This window comes from Novipirellula sp., from assembly GCF_041583735.1.
Lineage (GTDB): Bacteria > Planctomycetota > Planctomycetia > Pirellulales > Pirellulaceae > Novipirellula.
Map to the genome: position 1 here is coordinate 14,276 of NZ_JBFHFD010000008.1, position 15,659 is coordinate 29,934.

At 52.9% G+C, this 15,659-nt stretch carries 14 protein-coding genes; 8 read left to right on the forward strand and 6 right to left on the reverse strand.

Translation table 11 applies throughout. The features are described from left to right. Positions 1–888: 888 nt before the first annotated feature. Positions 889–1,305, reverse strand: a complete 417-nt coding sequence (locus ABX962_RS01530) for a hypothetical protein (RefSeq protein ID WP_372715960.1) — start codon at positions 1,303–1,305, stop codon at positions 889–891. Positions 1,306–1,969: 664 nt separating this feature from the next. On the opposite strand from ABX962_RS01530, the gene ABX962_RS01535 reads away from it, so the two are divergent. From ABX962_RS01535 to ABX962_RS01565, 7 genes are all read left to right on the forward strand, one after another. Beyond that, the gene (locus ABX962_RS01535; protein ID WP_372715962.1) at positions 1,970–2,242 is read left to right on the forward strand and encodes a type I restriction-modification system subunit M N-terminal domain-containing protein; all 273 of its coding nucleotides are present in this window, start codon (positions 1,970–1,972) and stop codon (positions 2,240–2,242) included. A gap of 627 nt (positions 2,243–2,869) precedes the next feature. Next, the gene (locus ABX962_RS01540) at positions 2,870–3,520 is read left to right on the forward strand and encodes a hypothetical protein (RefSeq protein WP_372715964.1); all 651 of its coding nucleotides are present in this window, start codon (positions 2,870–2,872) and stop codon (positions 3,518–3,520) included. Between the two features lie 232 nt (positions 3,521–3,752). Beyond that, positions 3,753–4,238 carry a hypothetical protein gene (locus tag ABX962_RS01545; RefSeq protein ID WP_372715965.1) on the forward strand — a complete coding sequence of 162 codons (486 nt, stop codon included), beginning with the start codon at positions 3,753–3,755 and terminating at the stop codon, positions 4,236–4,238. Positions 4,239–4,357: 119 nt separating this feature from the next. Continuing rightward, complete coding sequence (locus ABX962_RS01550) at positions 4,358–5,530, forward strand: hypothetical protein (protein WP_372715967.1); 1,173 nt, start codon at positions 4,358–4,360, stop codon at positions 5,528–5,530. 841 nt (positions 5,531–6,371) lie between these two features. Further along, on the forward strand, positions 6,372–7,007 hold the full coding sequence (locus tag ABX962_RS01555; RefSeq protein ID WP_372715969.1) for a hypothetical protein: 636 nt from the start codon (positions 6,372–6,374) through the stop codon (positions 7,005–7,007). Between the two features lie 318 nt (positions 7,008–7,325). Beyond that, positions 7,326–8,162: a restriction endonuclease gene (locus tag ABX962_RS01560; protein WP_372715970.1), complete on the forward strand. Its 837-nt coding sequence runs from the start codon at positions 7,326–7,328 to the stop codon at positions 8,160–8,162. A 151-nt stretch (positions 8,163–8,313) separates the two neighbouring features. Continuing rightward, the gene (locus ABX962_RS01565; RefSeq protein ID WP_372715972.1) at positions 8,314–9,492 is read left to right on the forward strand and encodes a hypothetical protein; all 1,179 of its coding nucleotides are present in this window, start codon (positions 8,314–8,316) and stop codon (positions 9,490–9,492) included. On the opposite strand, the gene ABX962_RS01570 is transcribed toward ABX962_RS01565, so the two are convergent. The 4 genes from ABX962_RS01570 to ABX962_RS01585 form a co-directional block, all read right to left on the reverse strand. Beyond that, complete coding sequence (locus ABX962_RS01570) at positions 9,474–9,614, reverse strand: hypothetical protein (protein WP_372715974.1); 141 nt, start codon at positions 9,612–9,614, stop codon at positions 9,474–9,476. The two genes, ABX962_RS01565 and ABX962_RS01570, sit on opposite strands and share 19 nt — an antisense overlap. 447 nt (positions 9,615–10,061) lie before the next feature. Continuing rightward, positions 10,062–10,316: a plasmid partition protein ParG gene (locus ABX962_RS01575; RefSeq protein ID WP_372715976.1), complete on the reverse strand. Its 255-nt coding sequence runs from the start codon at positions 10,314–10,316 to the stop codon at positions 10,062–10,064. Beyond that, positions 10,313–10,933, reverse strand: coding sequence for a ParA family partition ATPase (gene parA, locus ABX962_RS01580; protein ID WP_372715978.1), 621 nt, complete (start codon positions 10,931–10,933; stop codon positions 10,313–10,315). Before parA ends, ABX962_RS01575 begins: the two co-directional genes overlap by 4 nt. 100 nt (positions 10,934–11,033) lie before the next feature. Then, on the reverse strand, positions 11,034–11,186 hold the full coding sequence (locus ABX962_RS01585) for a hypothetical protein (RefSeq protein ID WP_372715999.1): 153 nt from the start codon (positions 11,184–11,186) through the stop codon (positions 11,034–11,036). Here ABX962_RS01585 and ABX962_RS01590 point away from each other — a divergent pair. Further along, positions 11,113–11,640, forward strand: coding sequence for an ankyrin repeat domain-containing protein (locus ABX962_RS01590; RefSeq protein WP_372715997.1), 528 nt, complete (start codon positions 11,113–11,115; stop codon positions 11,638–11,640). The genes ABX962_RS01585 and ABX962_RS01590 overlap by 74 nt on opposite strands. Before the next feature lie 256 nt (positions 11,641–11,896). Here the strand turns inward: ABX962_RS01590 and ABX962_RS01595 are convergent, their stop codons facing one another. Beyond that, a complete protein-coding gene (locus ABX962_RS01595) occupies positions 11,897–15,028 on the reverse strand; it encodes an autotransporter domain-containing protein (protein ID WP_372715980.1) in 3,132 nt (1,043 codons plus the stop codon). Positions 15,029–15,659 lie beyond the last annotated feature (631 nt).

The window sequence follows — 15,659 nt, forward strand, 5'->3', positions numbered from 1 at the left end:
GCTGACCCCGTTTCTGACCCCCAAATACCGAAAATACTCCCCGAATCTTTTTTGGTAAACTCGAGAGTACCCCCGCTTTCACGTCAGCATCGCGACCGATCGTCTCAGTGGCACACCTAACGATTGAAGGCTCGTTCGAGCACCAATTTCTTGTTTCCCCGGCATCTCTTGCGGGGGACAGACGCGAAGATAGCTTGTACGCCTGTAAAATCATCGCCTAAAATCGTCTCTGTCGACTCCAGATAAGTGCACATAGTGCAAAAAAACACGCGGACACAAAGCCGAGCAGAAACTGATAAATCGCGTTGAAGGGCCCTAAACCTCGTAGCCTCAAGGCAACTGGCTCTCATGAAGAAAGCAATTCAGGAGTCCGCAGGGTGCGAACCTCCTAGTTTCTCGTCGCAACGCGACTGTTTCTGCCTGACTGATTGCAAGCAACCTTATTCTGAAAACTTCAGTTTTTTCCGTTGCAACCGGACCTTTGCGCCTTAACGATGAACGTTTCTCCGTCATCAGAGTCGAAGGACCACATGAAAATTCGAGCCCGCATCCAACGCCACGCAAGTTACCCTCACCTCCCGTTATCCTACGATCTTGAGTCGGATTTCGAGTTCCTTCCCGGCGACGTATTCAAAATCAGAGGGGATGGCCACATAACGAAGTTTCGAGTGGTCGGCCCCATACCAAGAGAGGATGAGGTCGACCAGACAGTTGTCGCCCAGGTTTTGGCCTGACACCTGGGATCGGTCCTATCGCAAGAACGGGCTCGTCTTGCAGCAGAGGAAGCATGCGAACGGCGCCGCCATCGGATTAACGATGATCGCGGCTATTAAAGCAACCAGCGGAAGCAAAACGCACAGTACCAGGACCCATTGTGGGAGCCTGGGACTAGCCATTTGCTTTTGCCCTCTTCACAAAACGCTCAATTTGCTTTGGTGCGCATTCGAGCAGTTTCTTGACATAGTGAAGGTTGTCGAGCTTTTGTTCTGCTGACCATTGAGAGTATGGCGTGATATCCTCTATATCGCGAACGTTAAGGTCGTCGCCGTAACGTTCAAATTCTCGGTGGAAGCCTGTAAGGCAGAACTGCTTCTCGCCTTTATATCGTCGCCATTCCAAATAAAGGCCATCATCATCGCCAGGATTGTACTGATCGATACATATTGAAATCTTGCACGGGATTGCCAGCTTTTTTAACTTGGCAGAGATAACTGCCCACTCCGCTTCAAGCGTTTTATACGCTTCGATCACCTCTTCCCGCTGCGCGGCAATTGGCGCAGCAAGAGCCTCCAAATCAAACTTCATTGTCGTAACCTCTTTTAGAAACAACCAACCGCTTGTCAGCGGTAGAAACACCCACATATGGGCACGTTTATTCTTAGACGCTTTGGCTTAAAAAGACAAGTCGCCGTCTATAGGGCGTTATCCGCTCGAAACGAGGGCGCGGAAACTCAATTAATGCCTAACGGTTTGCACGACCTACAGCTCTGGATGCTCTCTGGGCCGCCCCACGGTCAACGCTCACCCCAAGCTTCGCAACGCCGGGCGATTCTAACGCAGCAAAGGGAAGTCCGAAGAGCATCCCGAGTCCGATTGGAACACTAACAATTCACCGAAACAATATCTTCACGCTCCAAAGGCGAAACGCTCAATCCTGAACCGAGTCACGTCAATCCAGCAAAGGTCTAGACCTCGCGTCCGAGCACGAGTCCGTCGCTGAAGTACTGAACGCGGTGGAGCCGGCCTCTAATTGACAACAACTGTTAGCAACGCCGACAATGCTCCCTCTCGGGGACTGCTTGCTTGAGAGGGCAGAGCACGCTCAAACAATGTTGGCGATGCCACGCAGACGCAGCAAAATGAAGTACTGACGATTGGCGAGTGGTTGAAGCAAGAGACATCGATAGCGAAATAGCGAACTAACGCTTGTGAAGCGTGAATGAATCCCGCGATGACATATGGTAATGCAGTGAATCAAGACAAAATCACTCTCAGCCATCTTGAATCGTTTCTCTTTAAGTCCGCCGAAATTCTGCGCGGCAAGATGGATGCGTCAGAGTTCAAAGAATTCATTTTCGGGATGCTGTTCCTGAAGCAACTATCTGACGAATTCGATCTCAAGCGAGCGAAACTTCGGGAAGAATATGCTCACCTAAAGGAGACGCCCGAGCTCTTGGAAGAGATCCTCGAGGACAAGACGCCCTACGGCGAGACGTTTTTCGTTTCTGTAGCCCTGCGTTAAAAGCGTAGTTCGGTCAGTCGACACAGTGAAGTCTCCTAGGGCGGCAGTCTAGGCTTCATGCGGTGTACTTAGACCGACTTCTTGCATCGGCAACGGAAAGTTGCTGCTCAAACGACGGTCGCTTCAAGGGGAGAGGCTACAGACGCAGGTTACTGCAACTGCTTTTGCTGCTGTCGTGTCAAATTAAGGGCGTAGCGTGGTGTTAGTGAGCCCCAAAAAAGTTTTGAGTGCCAGACTTTTTGCCCTCGGTCATCTGGCTCGCAACACACCCCGCCCAAGGAGAAGGCCCCGTTGATACTTGAATCCCGGCAAGATCTGAGCATGACACGGTGTAATCACATTACGCAATGATGTGATCCTGTTTTCTTCCATTTATTCTCTAAGCCCTCTACCACCACAAATCTCTTCGAGCCCAATCTAAGTGATCACAGAAATATTGGATAAATTTCTCAACACGGCATCGACGATCTTCATGCGTTCTTAGCATGAAAATTTATGTCACAACAGCTTGACCTGGGGCCTGGCTTCCCCCATGATCATTGGGGTTGGAGCAACCGGCGATAACAACCCAGAATCCAGCTTTTCACCCCACCAACCGTCAGCAATTCCCCCCACACAAGAGCTCAGATGCAGCAAGCATTCGTTGACTGTTGGCAAACCATTGACTGGGCAATAACGGCGGAAGCGACTCGTGATTTCACGGTCTCGGTTGCGTCTGTGGTTGGCGTCTTCATTGCAATCCGGGGCTTGAACGCGTGGCGGAAGCAGCTTCGTGGCAATACTGAATACGACCTGGCTCGACGCCTCATGAAGGCTGCGCTCAAAGTGCGGGAGGGTATACGCACTGTCAGGAACCCATTCATGAGTAATGCCGAAATTGATGAAGCAGTACGAGATCAGTACCCCAATGATACTGCGAAAAACATCCCCCACTTCGATTCTAGTACCGCTGTATACAATGCACGATGGCGCGCAATATCCGACGCAATGCTCGACCTAAAGTTGGAATTGATCGAGGCGGAAGTGATCTGGGGTGCGGGCGCGAAAGAGCAGCTTGAACCACTGCAGAAATGTGTCGCCGACCTGCGAATCGCACTAAGTCAACATCTCCAATTGCGTTCAAAACGTCCACCGCCGTTTGAACCAGACAAAGTCAACGAGATTGACCGCATAGTGTTTGAGGTCAGCGACAGGCCTGAAAAGGATGACTATACGAAGAGGGTTCATGACGCAATCGAGAACGTCCAGTCTTTTGTAACTCCACACTTGAAAATCTGACGGGATAACCAGCGTGTCGCATACGAGCGGCGGCGACGTCGATTTTGGTTTCAATGGCTTGGGTCGCCGCCGTGTGAACACCAACGTTATCCGACTAAAGTGAACCCTTCGCGAACTCAACTGTCTGAATTGCATGAGCAAAACAATCACGAAATCGCCGTCACCATTCACCCCAGTTCAGTGCTTATCGAATGCTCGTCTTCACCTTGGCCGAGATCCGTCAAAGGCGTACATGTATGGTTACTACCTTGCCGCAAATAATCTGCTCGCACAAACAAAAGAGTCTGGTGCCGATCGCGACTTGCTCGTGTTCCCGATCTGTTACCTCTTCCGGCACACCATTGAACTACAACTGAAATCAGTAATTTGCTTAAGCCGCCAGTTATTCGATGAACCTGTGAATGCTCCAAAGCACCACAAGATTCTTGACCTATGGACGCTCTCGAAGGGTTTTCTTCGCCGTGCGGAACCGGGAAAATCCGATCCCGTTGAATTTCGTCGTCTGGACGAGATTATCAAGAACTTTGCTGAGGTTGACTACGACGCGCAGGCGTTTCGGTTTCCAACTGCTTCAGATGATCTGCCAACGCTCACTAAAGTTCACGAAATCAGCCTAAGCGAGGTTGGTAACGACGCAAACTTTGCCACACTCTTCCTTGGGGGTTGTGAAGATTGGTTGGGTGAATTTCTCGACTTCAAAAACTGGGAAACATCATAATGGTAGCCGTCGTGTAACAATGCGTTGCACATTGAGCCGCGGGTCGTGCGGTTTTTGAAATCAATGTCGTTCGCCGCAGCCCGGTGAACGCGGTAATTAGCCAACAAACAACTCCTCGAATGGCCAATACAACTGACATTCCAGTCGCCCTCTCGGATACCGAACCGCGGGCATTGCTATCGCAACTTAACTGGCTACGCGTCTCAACAGACGAAACGAAAACCCCGATCTACGAATACCCTCTCTTCTCCGACGCACATCTCACCGGCGAAGTCAACGAAGGCTTGGGACCATATAGCTTTCTGAATGCTGTGCCAATTTCCAACGGTCCGGGCGTTGTTAACGCCCCAATCGTCTTGCGAGCCGTTTACTATTTGGGTAATTGCCTCCCAGACATGTCGAAGACAGATGAGTCGTTGTACCACGGCGGCACGCTCGTAGACGAAATTGCGGCTCTCGCTTCCCTTGCTCTTGGTATTCGCGTCCGCGCTGGCGGCGAGACACGTCGGTTTGAACCGGGCCAGGATCCGTATGGGCGTCCCTGCGCATGGAACGATGAGCCGCGACCTGTCATTCGCGTTCGACGCAACCATCTTGTGTTACCGTCTGTGACGGGCACCCACTCAATGGATCCATTAGAGATCCTGAAGTCCGTTCCTCTGATCGCCCCCGACCGATACGTTAATCTGATCCGTGCCTGCAAGTCATATCAAGATGCCTTGTGGGTTGCGGAATCCGAACCGAACCTCGCGTGGTTAATGCTTGTTTCAGCACTTGAGACCGCAGCCAACGACGTCTACACAACAGAATCAACTGCCGACGAACGTCTCCGAGATTCAAAGCCCGATCTTGCATCTTTGCTTGAACAACACGGCGGCACTCAACTAGTGAACCAAGTGGCCGACATGATCTCGCACACGTTTGGTGCGACGAAGAAGTTCATCGACTTCACAATGTGTTTCATGCCTGACGAACCCGAGAACCGGCCCGAACAAGAATGGATGCGCGTAAAGTGGTCCAAAACCTCACTCAAAAAAGTCTTGAATACCGTATACGAATATCGATCACGCTCTCTGCACGCCGGATTGCCATTTCCGGCACCGATGTTCGAGGCCCCATTCAAAATTGCTGCGGACTCGTCGCTTTCAGACGTTCCCATGACTGGTCTCGCGTCTCATTCTCGCGGTGGTACGTGGATGCCAAAAGATACACGGATAAACTTACATGGTTTCCATTACATTACTCGTGGTGTGTTACTCAATTGGTGGCAAAGCATTCAAAATGATAGATGACAATTGCGTGAACCAGAGCGGCGAACTCGGCGGAACCTGAAATCAACACGTAACTTCACCGCCCGTTTATGCAATTCGTTATTTGCAGTATCCAGAGCAGTGAGAACCTATGCGTTGCTTGAAGCTTCTGTTTACCTTTGCGGCTCCGTTGGTTGAATGCTTTGCGGTGGAGACTCCTTTATGACTGCAAATGCCGACGAACCAGAGACGCCGAATTCGCCCATCGTGAAATCGATCTCAATCGCGGCGGCTAGGCTGAATTACTCCCTAAGGCTAATTGCATCCATTGGTTTCGACTGCGACACTGGCGGCGTTAACCCCGTGGCTTTTTGTGAGTTTGCTGAAATCTAGCAGGCAGGTAATTCGGCTGACGCGACAACCACGCAACCCCCGTCGCTACTGGAAAATTGCTGTGCAATGGACGGTCGCTTCAAGGGGGAGAGCCACTGTTGCGGATTGTTGCGGCCTAATTTCGCTGCTGCCGTGTCAAATTAGGGGAGTAGCGTGGTGGTGAGCCCCCAAATTATTCAAGTGCCAATTTTTTGCCCCTTGGTCATGATCACAGCAATATTGAATAAATCTCACAACACAGAATAGACGATGTTAAAGCGTTCTTCGGATGAATGTTTATGTCACAACAGCTTGACCTGGGGCCTGACTTCCCTCATGATCATTGGGGTTGGAGCAACCGGCGATAAGCCCTCCCAACCCGGCAACAAGTCCTGCAATGTCACCGACCTTACCGAAGATGTAACCGGCGTTAACAACCCAGAAATCAGCTTATCACCCCTCCAACTGGTAATAACCACATCGTTATTTGGCAACTCACCTACGTGGCATCATGACCGACGAATGGGACCGATTGCCGAACACCGAACGTTGGCGTCCGCTGGTCGCATTTATCCGCAACTGGGCTGGACCGTTCGATTCACGATGCGGCATGTCCGACGCGGAACTCCACTTGATACTCTCGCGACACTCGTTTGCGATCCCATCCGCTGTTCGCGAGTGGTATCAACTTTCGTCGAAATGGGATTTCCACGGTCAAAATGCATGGATTACTGCTCAAGAACTATCCGTCGTGAATGACGCGCTACTATTGCTGACCGACGAAGACGGGATTGCGAATTGGGGCGTCATGTCTCAAGACTTACAGATAGATGACCCACCTGTCGTCCCTCTGGAACCGCTTGCTGAAACCATGTCACTATCATTCTCCATGTTTGCTTTAGAGATGGTCGTCAATGATGCGATTTTTGATTACAACAAAGACGATCCAGCGGAGCTGTCCGCTACTTCCGGGCTATCGTGTTTTGCCTCAACCCCAGTCGGTGACTTCATGGCAGATGGTCCACTTGAATCCGCTTCCGTTATAGCGTTTGCATATCCCTCGAACGGGCCAATTCTCAGCAGGTCAAGATCGGAAGCCGGCAACTCACTGATCCGGAATTTGCAAGACACGCCAAAAGCCAGATAACAAAACGTTGCGCCCGAGCCGCGAAGTCGCGAGTTTTCAAATGGACAATCACTCGTCGCGACCGGGTGAATGTAGACGTTTACCCACTACACCGGTGTTGGCTCGTTCATGTTTTTAACACCTTCAGAAATTGATACACTTGAACAGCACTTTAGTGCTTATGAGCGGTCGACCAAAGCCGTTCGGCTAATCGTGAATTCGTGGGCCGAACACGGTAATGATCACACCAGAGTCCCGATGGCGGACATTGTTCGTCAATTGGCACCGCAAGAGATCGCGGCAAGTGGCACTTCAAAGAGTGTTGCTGGCTTAAGCACGTTGGACATCTTCCTCTCTGAGAATCCGCAGCTTTTCATCCCGCTTGGCTTCGATGAACTGCGAGTTGAGCCACGATTCGGTTCCTTGGCCATTGACGCCCTTGAAACAGCGTTAAATTCAAAAGCTTTCGACTCACAAGCACGCCAACTGTGGGAGTCTCACTTCGGATTATGGTGCCGTGACCTCGCATCGGGAGTTTGGTATTTGTACCGAGGCTTCGACGGTTCAAAAGAGAACATGTTTCGGTTCGAAACGAGTGATGGGCATGAACGGTACGTGCCTTTTGACGAGATGGTGGCAAAATGCAGGCGATCCATTTCCAGCCACGATAATCCCGCAGCATTGTTACTTCCAGCCCTTTGGTACCCGCCACAAAACACACCACACATCGCACTGGTAGATACAACAAAACAGCTTATCACCACACTTGCGGCAACGCAGGCATCATTTGACCAACTCAGCTGGCAACAGTTGGAAGACATCGTCGCCGAATTGCTTCGCGCAAAGGGGTTGCGTGTCATGGTCACGAATCGAAGCGCTGACGGCGGACGCGATGTGATCGCGAAAGGCGAATTAATGCCAGGCGAGCCAACGACGTTAGCGGTGGAAGTAAAACACCAAGATGTCGTGAAAGTCGATAGTGTACGGAGCCGTCTATATGCCAATCGGCATTTCCCGATGCTAATGCTCGTTACATCCGGGCGGTTTAGCGCGGGAGTTGTCAAAGAGAAAAAACAACCCGATAATTTCCTTCGCTTGATATTGAAAAACGGTATCGCACTTCGCTCGTGGATTGACGAATACGCTGCCGGTGCCTTTCAATCACGAGACGTGTGACTGCCTCCAAAAAAAGGCGAACAATCGGTTCAACGGGAGCCGCGGGCTTCGCTGCTTTTTAAATCAACGTTGGTTGGCCACGGCCCGGTTAATCGTGTCGTTATGTCGCTGAACCTTAGTCGTCTTCCACCACACACATCCATTTTCAACAATGAGTTCAGGCACTCGGAAAAAAATTAGCCCGGCTGATGAAGCAAAGCTTCTGATGGCTTGTCGTCGGCGATGTTGTCTTTGTGCACACTACAAGAGCGACTACTCCAGGAAAAAGGGGCAAATCGCCCACATTGACAAAGATCGGACGAACGCTGCGAGATCCAATCTGGCATTTCTTTGCTTTGATTGTCATGACGAATTTGATTCTAAATCTTCGCAATCAAAGAACTTCACCCAAAAAGAGGTTCGCCTATGCAAGGAGAAATTGGAATCACACTATTCGAGTGACAAACAACTCGCCGTCTCAATTTTAATAACGCTCAATCTGACACCAGACGAATTCGAGCGCAAACGTGACAAGATTCAGGAAACGCTTTCAAAATCCGTCGGTCGGGAATTCGAAACGCTGAATCTCCAGTTCGGGGCCGACACTATCGACGTCATGCTTGACAAAGACGAAACACATCAGCTGATACAAGAAACAACTGATGGCTCCCTCGGGCAATTCGAAATACGCGATCTGGAAATCGTCGATGTACGATGTGATTCAGCGCGTGACAAACCTGCATTTGCCCCCTACTTCGGTGACGACTACCTGGATGAATTCGTCTCGAAGGAAACGATTTTGAAGACCTTCGAATCACCAACGTGCCAAACACACTTTGACGCGGAAGGCAATGATTGTCTATACGATGAAGCTGTCTTATCAATATTTGTTAAACAATTCGGAACTACGACGAGACAATTTGCTGTTTTGGCGTTTGTCCTTCGCGATGAAACAACAACAAAAACCGAACGCACTTTTCACCCTGCGATCAGAATTTACAGACGGGAATTTGACTACTCTGAATCGTGGACTGCCGTGGACTACGCAAATGCGTTTGCCGCGAAATATGGAATCGGAATTCACCCTTTCGGTCGCAAAATAATTCTGCCCCCTGACAAGATAACCGGAACGCAGACCATAACGAAAACGATTGCATCGACGTCGTTTCGAGGTCCGTATCATTACATCGCGATGCAACGAAAGAATTTCCTTGGGATTACTCATATATACTTTATCCTGATTGTTGACATTGTCTCGTACGCGAAATCACTTCGTAGCCACAGTTTTCGATTGCCAAAAACATTCAAAAAGAAATTGCGAACAAAAGACCGCTACCCATCGAGCTTGTGAATCACGACATCCGCGACTTCGGTTGATCGCATTAGCTCGAAGACTTTGAAATGAAAAATCAATTCCCGTGAACCGCTACGTGGCAGCCCTGCGTTAAAAACGTAGTTTCTGTCAATCGACACAGTGAAGTCTCCTAGTGTGGCGTTCTGGGCTTCCTGTGGTGTATTTAGACCGGCTTCTTGCGTCGGTAACGGAAAGTTGCAGTTCATACGACGTCGCTTCAAGGGGAGAGCTACCGTCGCGGATTGCTGCAGTCTAATTTTGCTGCTTTCGGGTCGAATTGAGGCGTATGTGGTGGTGGTGAGCCCTCAAAGATTTCTAAGTGCCAATTTTTGGCCCTCGGTCATTTGCCTCGCAAAGCACCCCCACCCGAGGGAATGGCCCCGTTGATCTTCAAACATTCACCAGAGAAGAAAAGGTTCCTGGAGAAGAAAAGGTTCCTGGACTCAATTGCCTGGACTCAATTGTCGCCGCAGGGACCAGCCCGGCGATGCTCCGGCGGCCGGCACCGGGGATCAACAGCGAGGCGAGTTGCTTGGGACACGCAGTCTCTTAGCGACGCTAACGTTTCAGTGATCAGTGCTGGCCTGTTCATGGACGCTCAAGTCTCGTTCGATAAGCGTTCGGACTAAATCCGCGATCTGGATGCCGCGTTTCGCACAGCTGATTTTCAAGTCGGTGTGCAACACGGGGTCAATGTCGATGGTCAAACGTTTTGGTTTGACGCCCGGTTTGGATGTGATAGCGGAATCTCGTGTATCGACCCACTTGTCGATTTCTGCTTTCGGCTTTGCACGGGCCGACATCGTAATTCGTTTGCTCATTTCAACCTCCTTAGTTCGTTGACAAACTTTTTGATTTCTCTCGCTGCCTTGGATAGCTTCTGATTTAGCACCGTCGAGCCGCTTGCCGCACTTTCGGCGAACGCGACTCGTTGGCCGATATCGTTCTTTAGCACAGGTACTTCTAGTTCCGCTAAGGCATCCCGCACATCCCTTCCAATTGCCGTGTTAGTGATCTTGCGATTGATCGCAAGACAGCATTTGATTTCGGGTTTATAAACTTGGGCTTCTCTTACCAAGTCAACGGTTTCAGCCGCAGCCCAAACGTCCATGGGTGAGGGCTGGACAGGAATGACGACGATGTCAGCGGAGAGGATGATTGAACGCGCCAGTTCGGTAACACGGGGTGGCCCATCGATGACCACATCGTCGTAGTCCTGAGCAAGCAGGTCGATCTCTTTGTGAATGGTCGCCTTCGGCATCCCGACGACGGTGAAACCGGCTTTCTCGCGGTAATTCGACCAAGCCAGTGAACTTCCCTGCGGGTCGGCGTCGATCAAAAGCACGCGCCGCCCCCGCCCCGAAAGCTCGGCGGCGGTGTGAATGGAAAGCGTTGTCTTGCCAACACCCCCTTTTTGATTGAGAAAAGCGTAGATCATGTCCGTCGTATTTCTGTGCATGAGATTGCACGTTGTTACGATTTCAGGCTACACGACCTTTCGTCGAGGCGCAACAAGTTTCTTCATGCACGGCGACGCTCTAAACAAACTGCTTGCGTTCATGCGTTTGCTGTGGCAGTTTTCCCGGCATGCTGCCGGAATACCAACTCATCACCGCCATCGAAAGCGGTTGCCTCGACGAATTCAACGAAGCGGTCAATCGCGGCGTAACAACGACTGCCCGAGGTTTCAACGGGAGAGGCGTTCTAAAAATTGCAATGAGACGTGGACGTCACGACATGGCAAGACGCCTTATCCGCGAAGGAGCCGACCCGAATGGGGCAGTTGGGAAACGAGGGGATCGGCTGATCCACTTGGCGTCACGAACTGGCAACATCGGTTTTCTAACAGACTTTCTCGATGCCGGCGTCGATCCCAACACAATGGGAAACTGTCGCTGCACCGCTTTGCACCACGTTGTAAAAGAGAAATACGAGTTCATGGCTCGGATCTTGCTCGACCATCACACAAATCCTGATGCAACCGACGATCAAGGCAATACGCCACTCCATATTGCCGCGTCGAAAGGCTACATGCCAGTGATCCGTCTGCTTCTGACCCACCACGCAACCGCAACCATAAGCAACAATCAGCTTTACACACTGGACGATCTTCAGACGCTTCCACGCTGGCGTTTTGCGTCGTAAATGGTCTCGCAAAAACGCGATCACTTCATCTGCTATATATTCCCAAGTCGGCTGTGGTTTCCGACAATGGAAACGACACAAGTTCTCAAGCTGGAGCGATTTCATCGCACGCTGAAACTCGAAGTCCTGCAGGATCGTTCACTGAGCACGCTGACGGAAGCTCGCCGATCGCACCGGTCATCCAATGCCCGGGCCGGTGGGAACCGGCCCTACCTGGCTCAACGCGTGAGAAATGGCCGACGATAGGTAATTGCGATTACCAAACGTAGCTGAGAGTGCCCGATCCGATGTGGAGCACTTGCCGGTCGTTGAACTGAGTGTTGTAATCGGCACGCAATTCCCAGCGGTCACTTGGACGCGCAGCAAAACCGCCACCAACGATCGCCCAGTCACGGCCCAGGTCCAAACCATTGGCGGAAAACCCCGCACCGCCCACGCCCGCGAATTGAGCGTTGACGACCGAAGTGGTGTCCAGGAACTCATGCATCCAACTGCCACGAACCTCTGGCGTGATCGCCCAGCCGCGTCGTGACGTCCAAGATTGCCACTGCAATCGGCTACCCAGGTTGCTGCGAAGCGAATGCGTATCGACGCCCGACATTGCCAGATTCATCGCACCCGCACCCGTTTCGGTGAACGCGTTTTGACGAGCGTAAACGTATTGCAGTCCCGCGAAAGGTTGCCATTGATGCGAGCGAGTCAATTGCAGGTTCAAGCCGCGTTCACCATAAGCAAACCCTTGCCATCCGTCCGATTCGCCGGTTGCGGTGCGAGAGAGTGCACCGACCCGGATCGTACGATCGCTGTCGAAATCGTCGAATTGTAAACCGCCCATCGCGATCCCGTAATGGCGACCTGCGGTGTGCGTCAGATAGCTGCCAAAGTTACCTCCGTTCGCTCGTACGGTTTGGTCCATGTTGTCGGCGCTAACCGACGAGCCAACATAACCGCCAAAGAAACCGAGTTGAGCGCTGTTGCCGAGAGATCGCTCGATCCCAAACGTGGTTCCGCCCAACCCATAATTGATCCCTGCAGCGTTACCATCGGATTCGGCTGATCCGCCCAGTCCATAACCGGTCATCCAGCCCCGCCAGTTATAGGCGGCGTGGCAGGTCGGTGCGATCAGTGCGTCACAGGGACTTTGCGAAGCATCGACGTAGCTGACCAATGCCACGCCGGAACCCGAAGCGGATGCCGCGGGACTTGACGACGGCATCGCACTAGCAAAGCCGCCTCGGCCTGAACCACTACCACTGAACATGCCCGAACGCAATTGCCCCCCGATCGCGCCGATCAATTGGTTGGTTCCTTGGATCACCACTCGCGACTGGCTGCCGTAAACCTCACCGCTCAATTGGCTCAGTCCGCTTTGCACCTGACCGGTCGTCAGCATGCTAAACGCATCGAGGACGCTGCCAAAATCGCCGCTTGCTCCGGTAGAGTTCTTGTCGATGTAGGAGCCGACGGCTTGACGATTGCCTGAACCGCCCACCGATGCATAGTCGGTGCTGTTGGCAACGAGCGTAAAGAACGCCGAGTTCACATCGTAACCCAGTTCAGCATCAAAGAAGGCGAGATCGTCGGTGATCGAATCGAACACACCGGTCACGCCACTGGACGCTTGCAGGAATGTGTACTTCGCCCCGTGGGTGTAGCTGCCCACGGCTCCCAAAACGGAGACGTCACCGCCGTTGATCGTCGCTGTGTCAGCGGTGATCAAGTCATTGTCGGTGCCAGCGACCGGAGTGGCCGAGGGTTGAATCTCAACCTCGGTGGTACTGCCCGAATTGAAGCTGGCATTTCCGCCAATGGTCATCGTCCCGATCGAGTTCCCCGCGGCGAACGTGCCGTTGTTGATCACGTCGCCAGTGATAGTGCCGCTGCCGCCCAATTCGCCGTCGGCGCTGACGGTGGTATTGCCCGCCAGCGAACCGTTGACGGCTAGGCGTCCTGCACTGACAGTCGTGGTTCCGGTGTAAGTATTGGTTCCCGATAGGACCAGTTCGCCGGTGCCTGTTTTGGTCAACGATCCGCTGCCGCCAATATCGTCAGCAAGCGTTGTCGTTCCGGTGCTGATTTCGTAGCCAGCGGTCACCCCGGTGTGCAGGTATATGCCGGCCCCGATCGTTTGGCCGTTGGCTCCATTACCTGACGTTCCTGTCCCGCCGCTACCTGCGGTCAAGCTATTACTCGTCAGCATGCTATCGATAATCGAGAGTGTTCCTCCCGCACGAACGAAGATAGCACCGCCCATCGCATCGCCGGCCTCGCCGCCGTAGAGTACCGTCCCTCCATCCCCGCCGCCAAAGCCGCCGTTCCCTTTGGCACCGCCGTAGGCAGCGCCGGCCCCTCCGCCGAAGTCACCGCCGTTTCCACCCGTTGAGGCGTAGCCGCCGCCGCCGCCGCCGCCAAATTCACCGCCATTCCCGCCCAAAGAGACGTAGCCGCCACCGCCACCCCCGCCGTAGGTGCCGCCGTTGCCGGCCGAATCACTGGCATAACCCGACCCACCGCCGCCGCCATTAGTGTCTCCGTCTCCTCCATCACCTGTAAACCCTCCGCCGCCACCGCCAGGGGCACCTGCAGCACCGGAGTCGCCAAATGCACCACCGGCCGCGCCGCCATCGCCATCGCCTCCTGAGTCGTCTACAGTCGATGCTCCGTTCCCAACACCTCCCCCGCCACCCCCGCCGTAAGAGTCTGGCCCGCCGCCGCTGCCGCCGCCGTTGCCGCTGATGCCGCCGCCACCTCCGCCGCCGTAAGTATCTGCTCCGACAACGTTGCCGCCATTGCCGTCCAACCCACCGCCACCGCCACCGCCGTAACTTGATGTAGATCCGCCGTTACCGCCGAATCCACCTCCACCTCCACCACCATAAACGTCGTTTACATCTCCCCCGTCGCCTCCGGTGGCGGCATTGTTATCGAGCGTTACGCCACGAATGACGACGTTGGCACCGGTATTGACGAACAGGGCACCGCCGGCACCCGCGCCGCCTCCCCCCCCGCCTCGTCCAACGCCCCCATCACCACCGTCGGCAAGCCCTTGCTTAAGCGTCATGTTTTCGATCGTGACATTCCCATCGGCAATGAAGAACAGCCGAGCGGTATTTTGCCCCGAGACCGTGTTGCCAGCTCCATGGATCGCAATCGTTTGATCGGTCCCCACGATCATCGGCAGGCTCGACGCCAAGGCAACGGGATCCAAGCCGCTAGCAAAGCTGATCGAATGAGTACCGGCACCGGCGGTGTTCAAGCTTTCGATCGCCGCTCGCAGCGATCCAGAACCGGAATCATTGTGATTGCTGACATCAAAGTCAGTGGCCATGGCGGTGGGGCCGCCTAAAATAGCTAAGAACAACGCAAATCTGGCAGTTCGCTTTTTCATCGCTCGTCATCAGCAAAAGAGACAAGGGTCGACTCAGACACCTCCTTCGCCGCATCCATGCGACGAGCCCCAGAGTGATCTGATACCTTTCCATCGTGTCGCGGCGGAAATCACCGATGCCGGGATCTCAAGCACGCGAGGAAGTGCCCTCGTACAAAAGCTGATCGGCGCAGCATGGGATACTCCGTAGTATCAATTAGACAGCCATCACAAACTGCCTGTTCAAACGCGAGTTCGCAGCGATTGGCATCAAGTTCATCCAATAAATTTCTGCCGTTAACGAAATCGCCAAAATGGCGGTTACCCGAACCCAGACTCTGATCCCTTCGCTTGTTGTTTTTCCCCGGCATGCTTGGACAGTGAAGTAGGGACGGTTCCTTTTACAGACCGGAGACATGGGTGGCGCTTTTTTGCAGTAATCATACTCGCTCGTTTCAGGAGCGAGCATGAGCTGGAAAGAGTTTGATCGAATGTCCCAACGAGAAGATTTTGTCCGCTTGGCAGAGGCCGACGGAGTCCAGCACGATTGCCCAGTGCAGCCTGGATCATTCAACCAGGGAAATCCTTTGCAGAAGAAAGACACGAAAACGATCTCCCGAGTGCAAATTGCCCAGGGGAGATCTGAGAAACG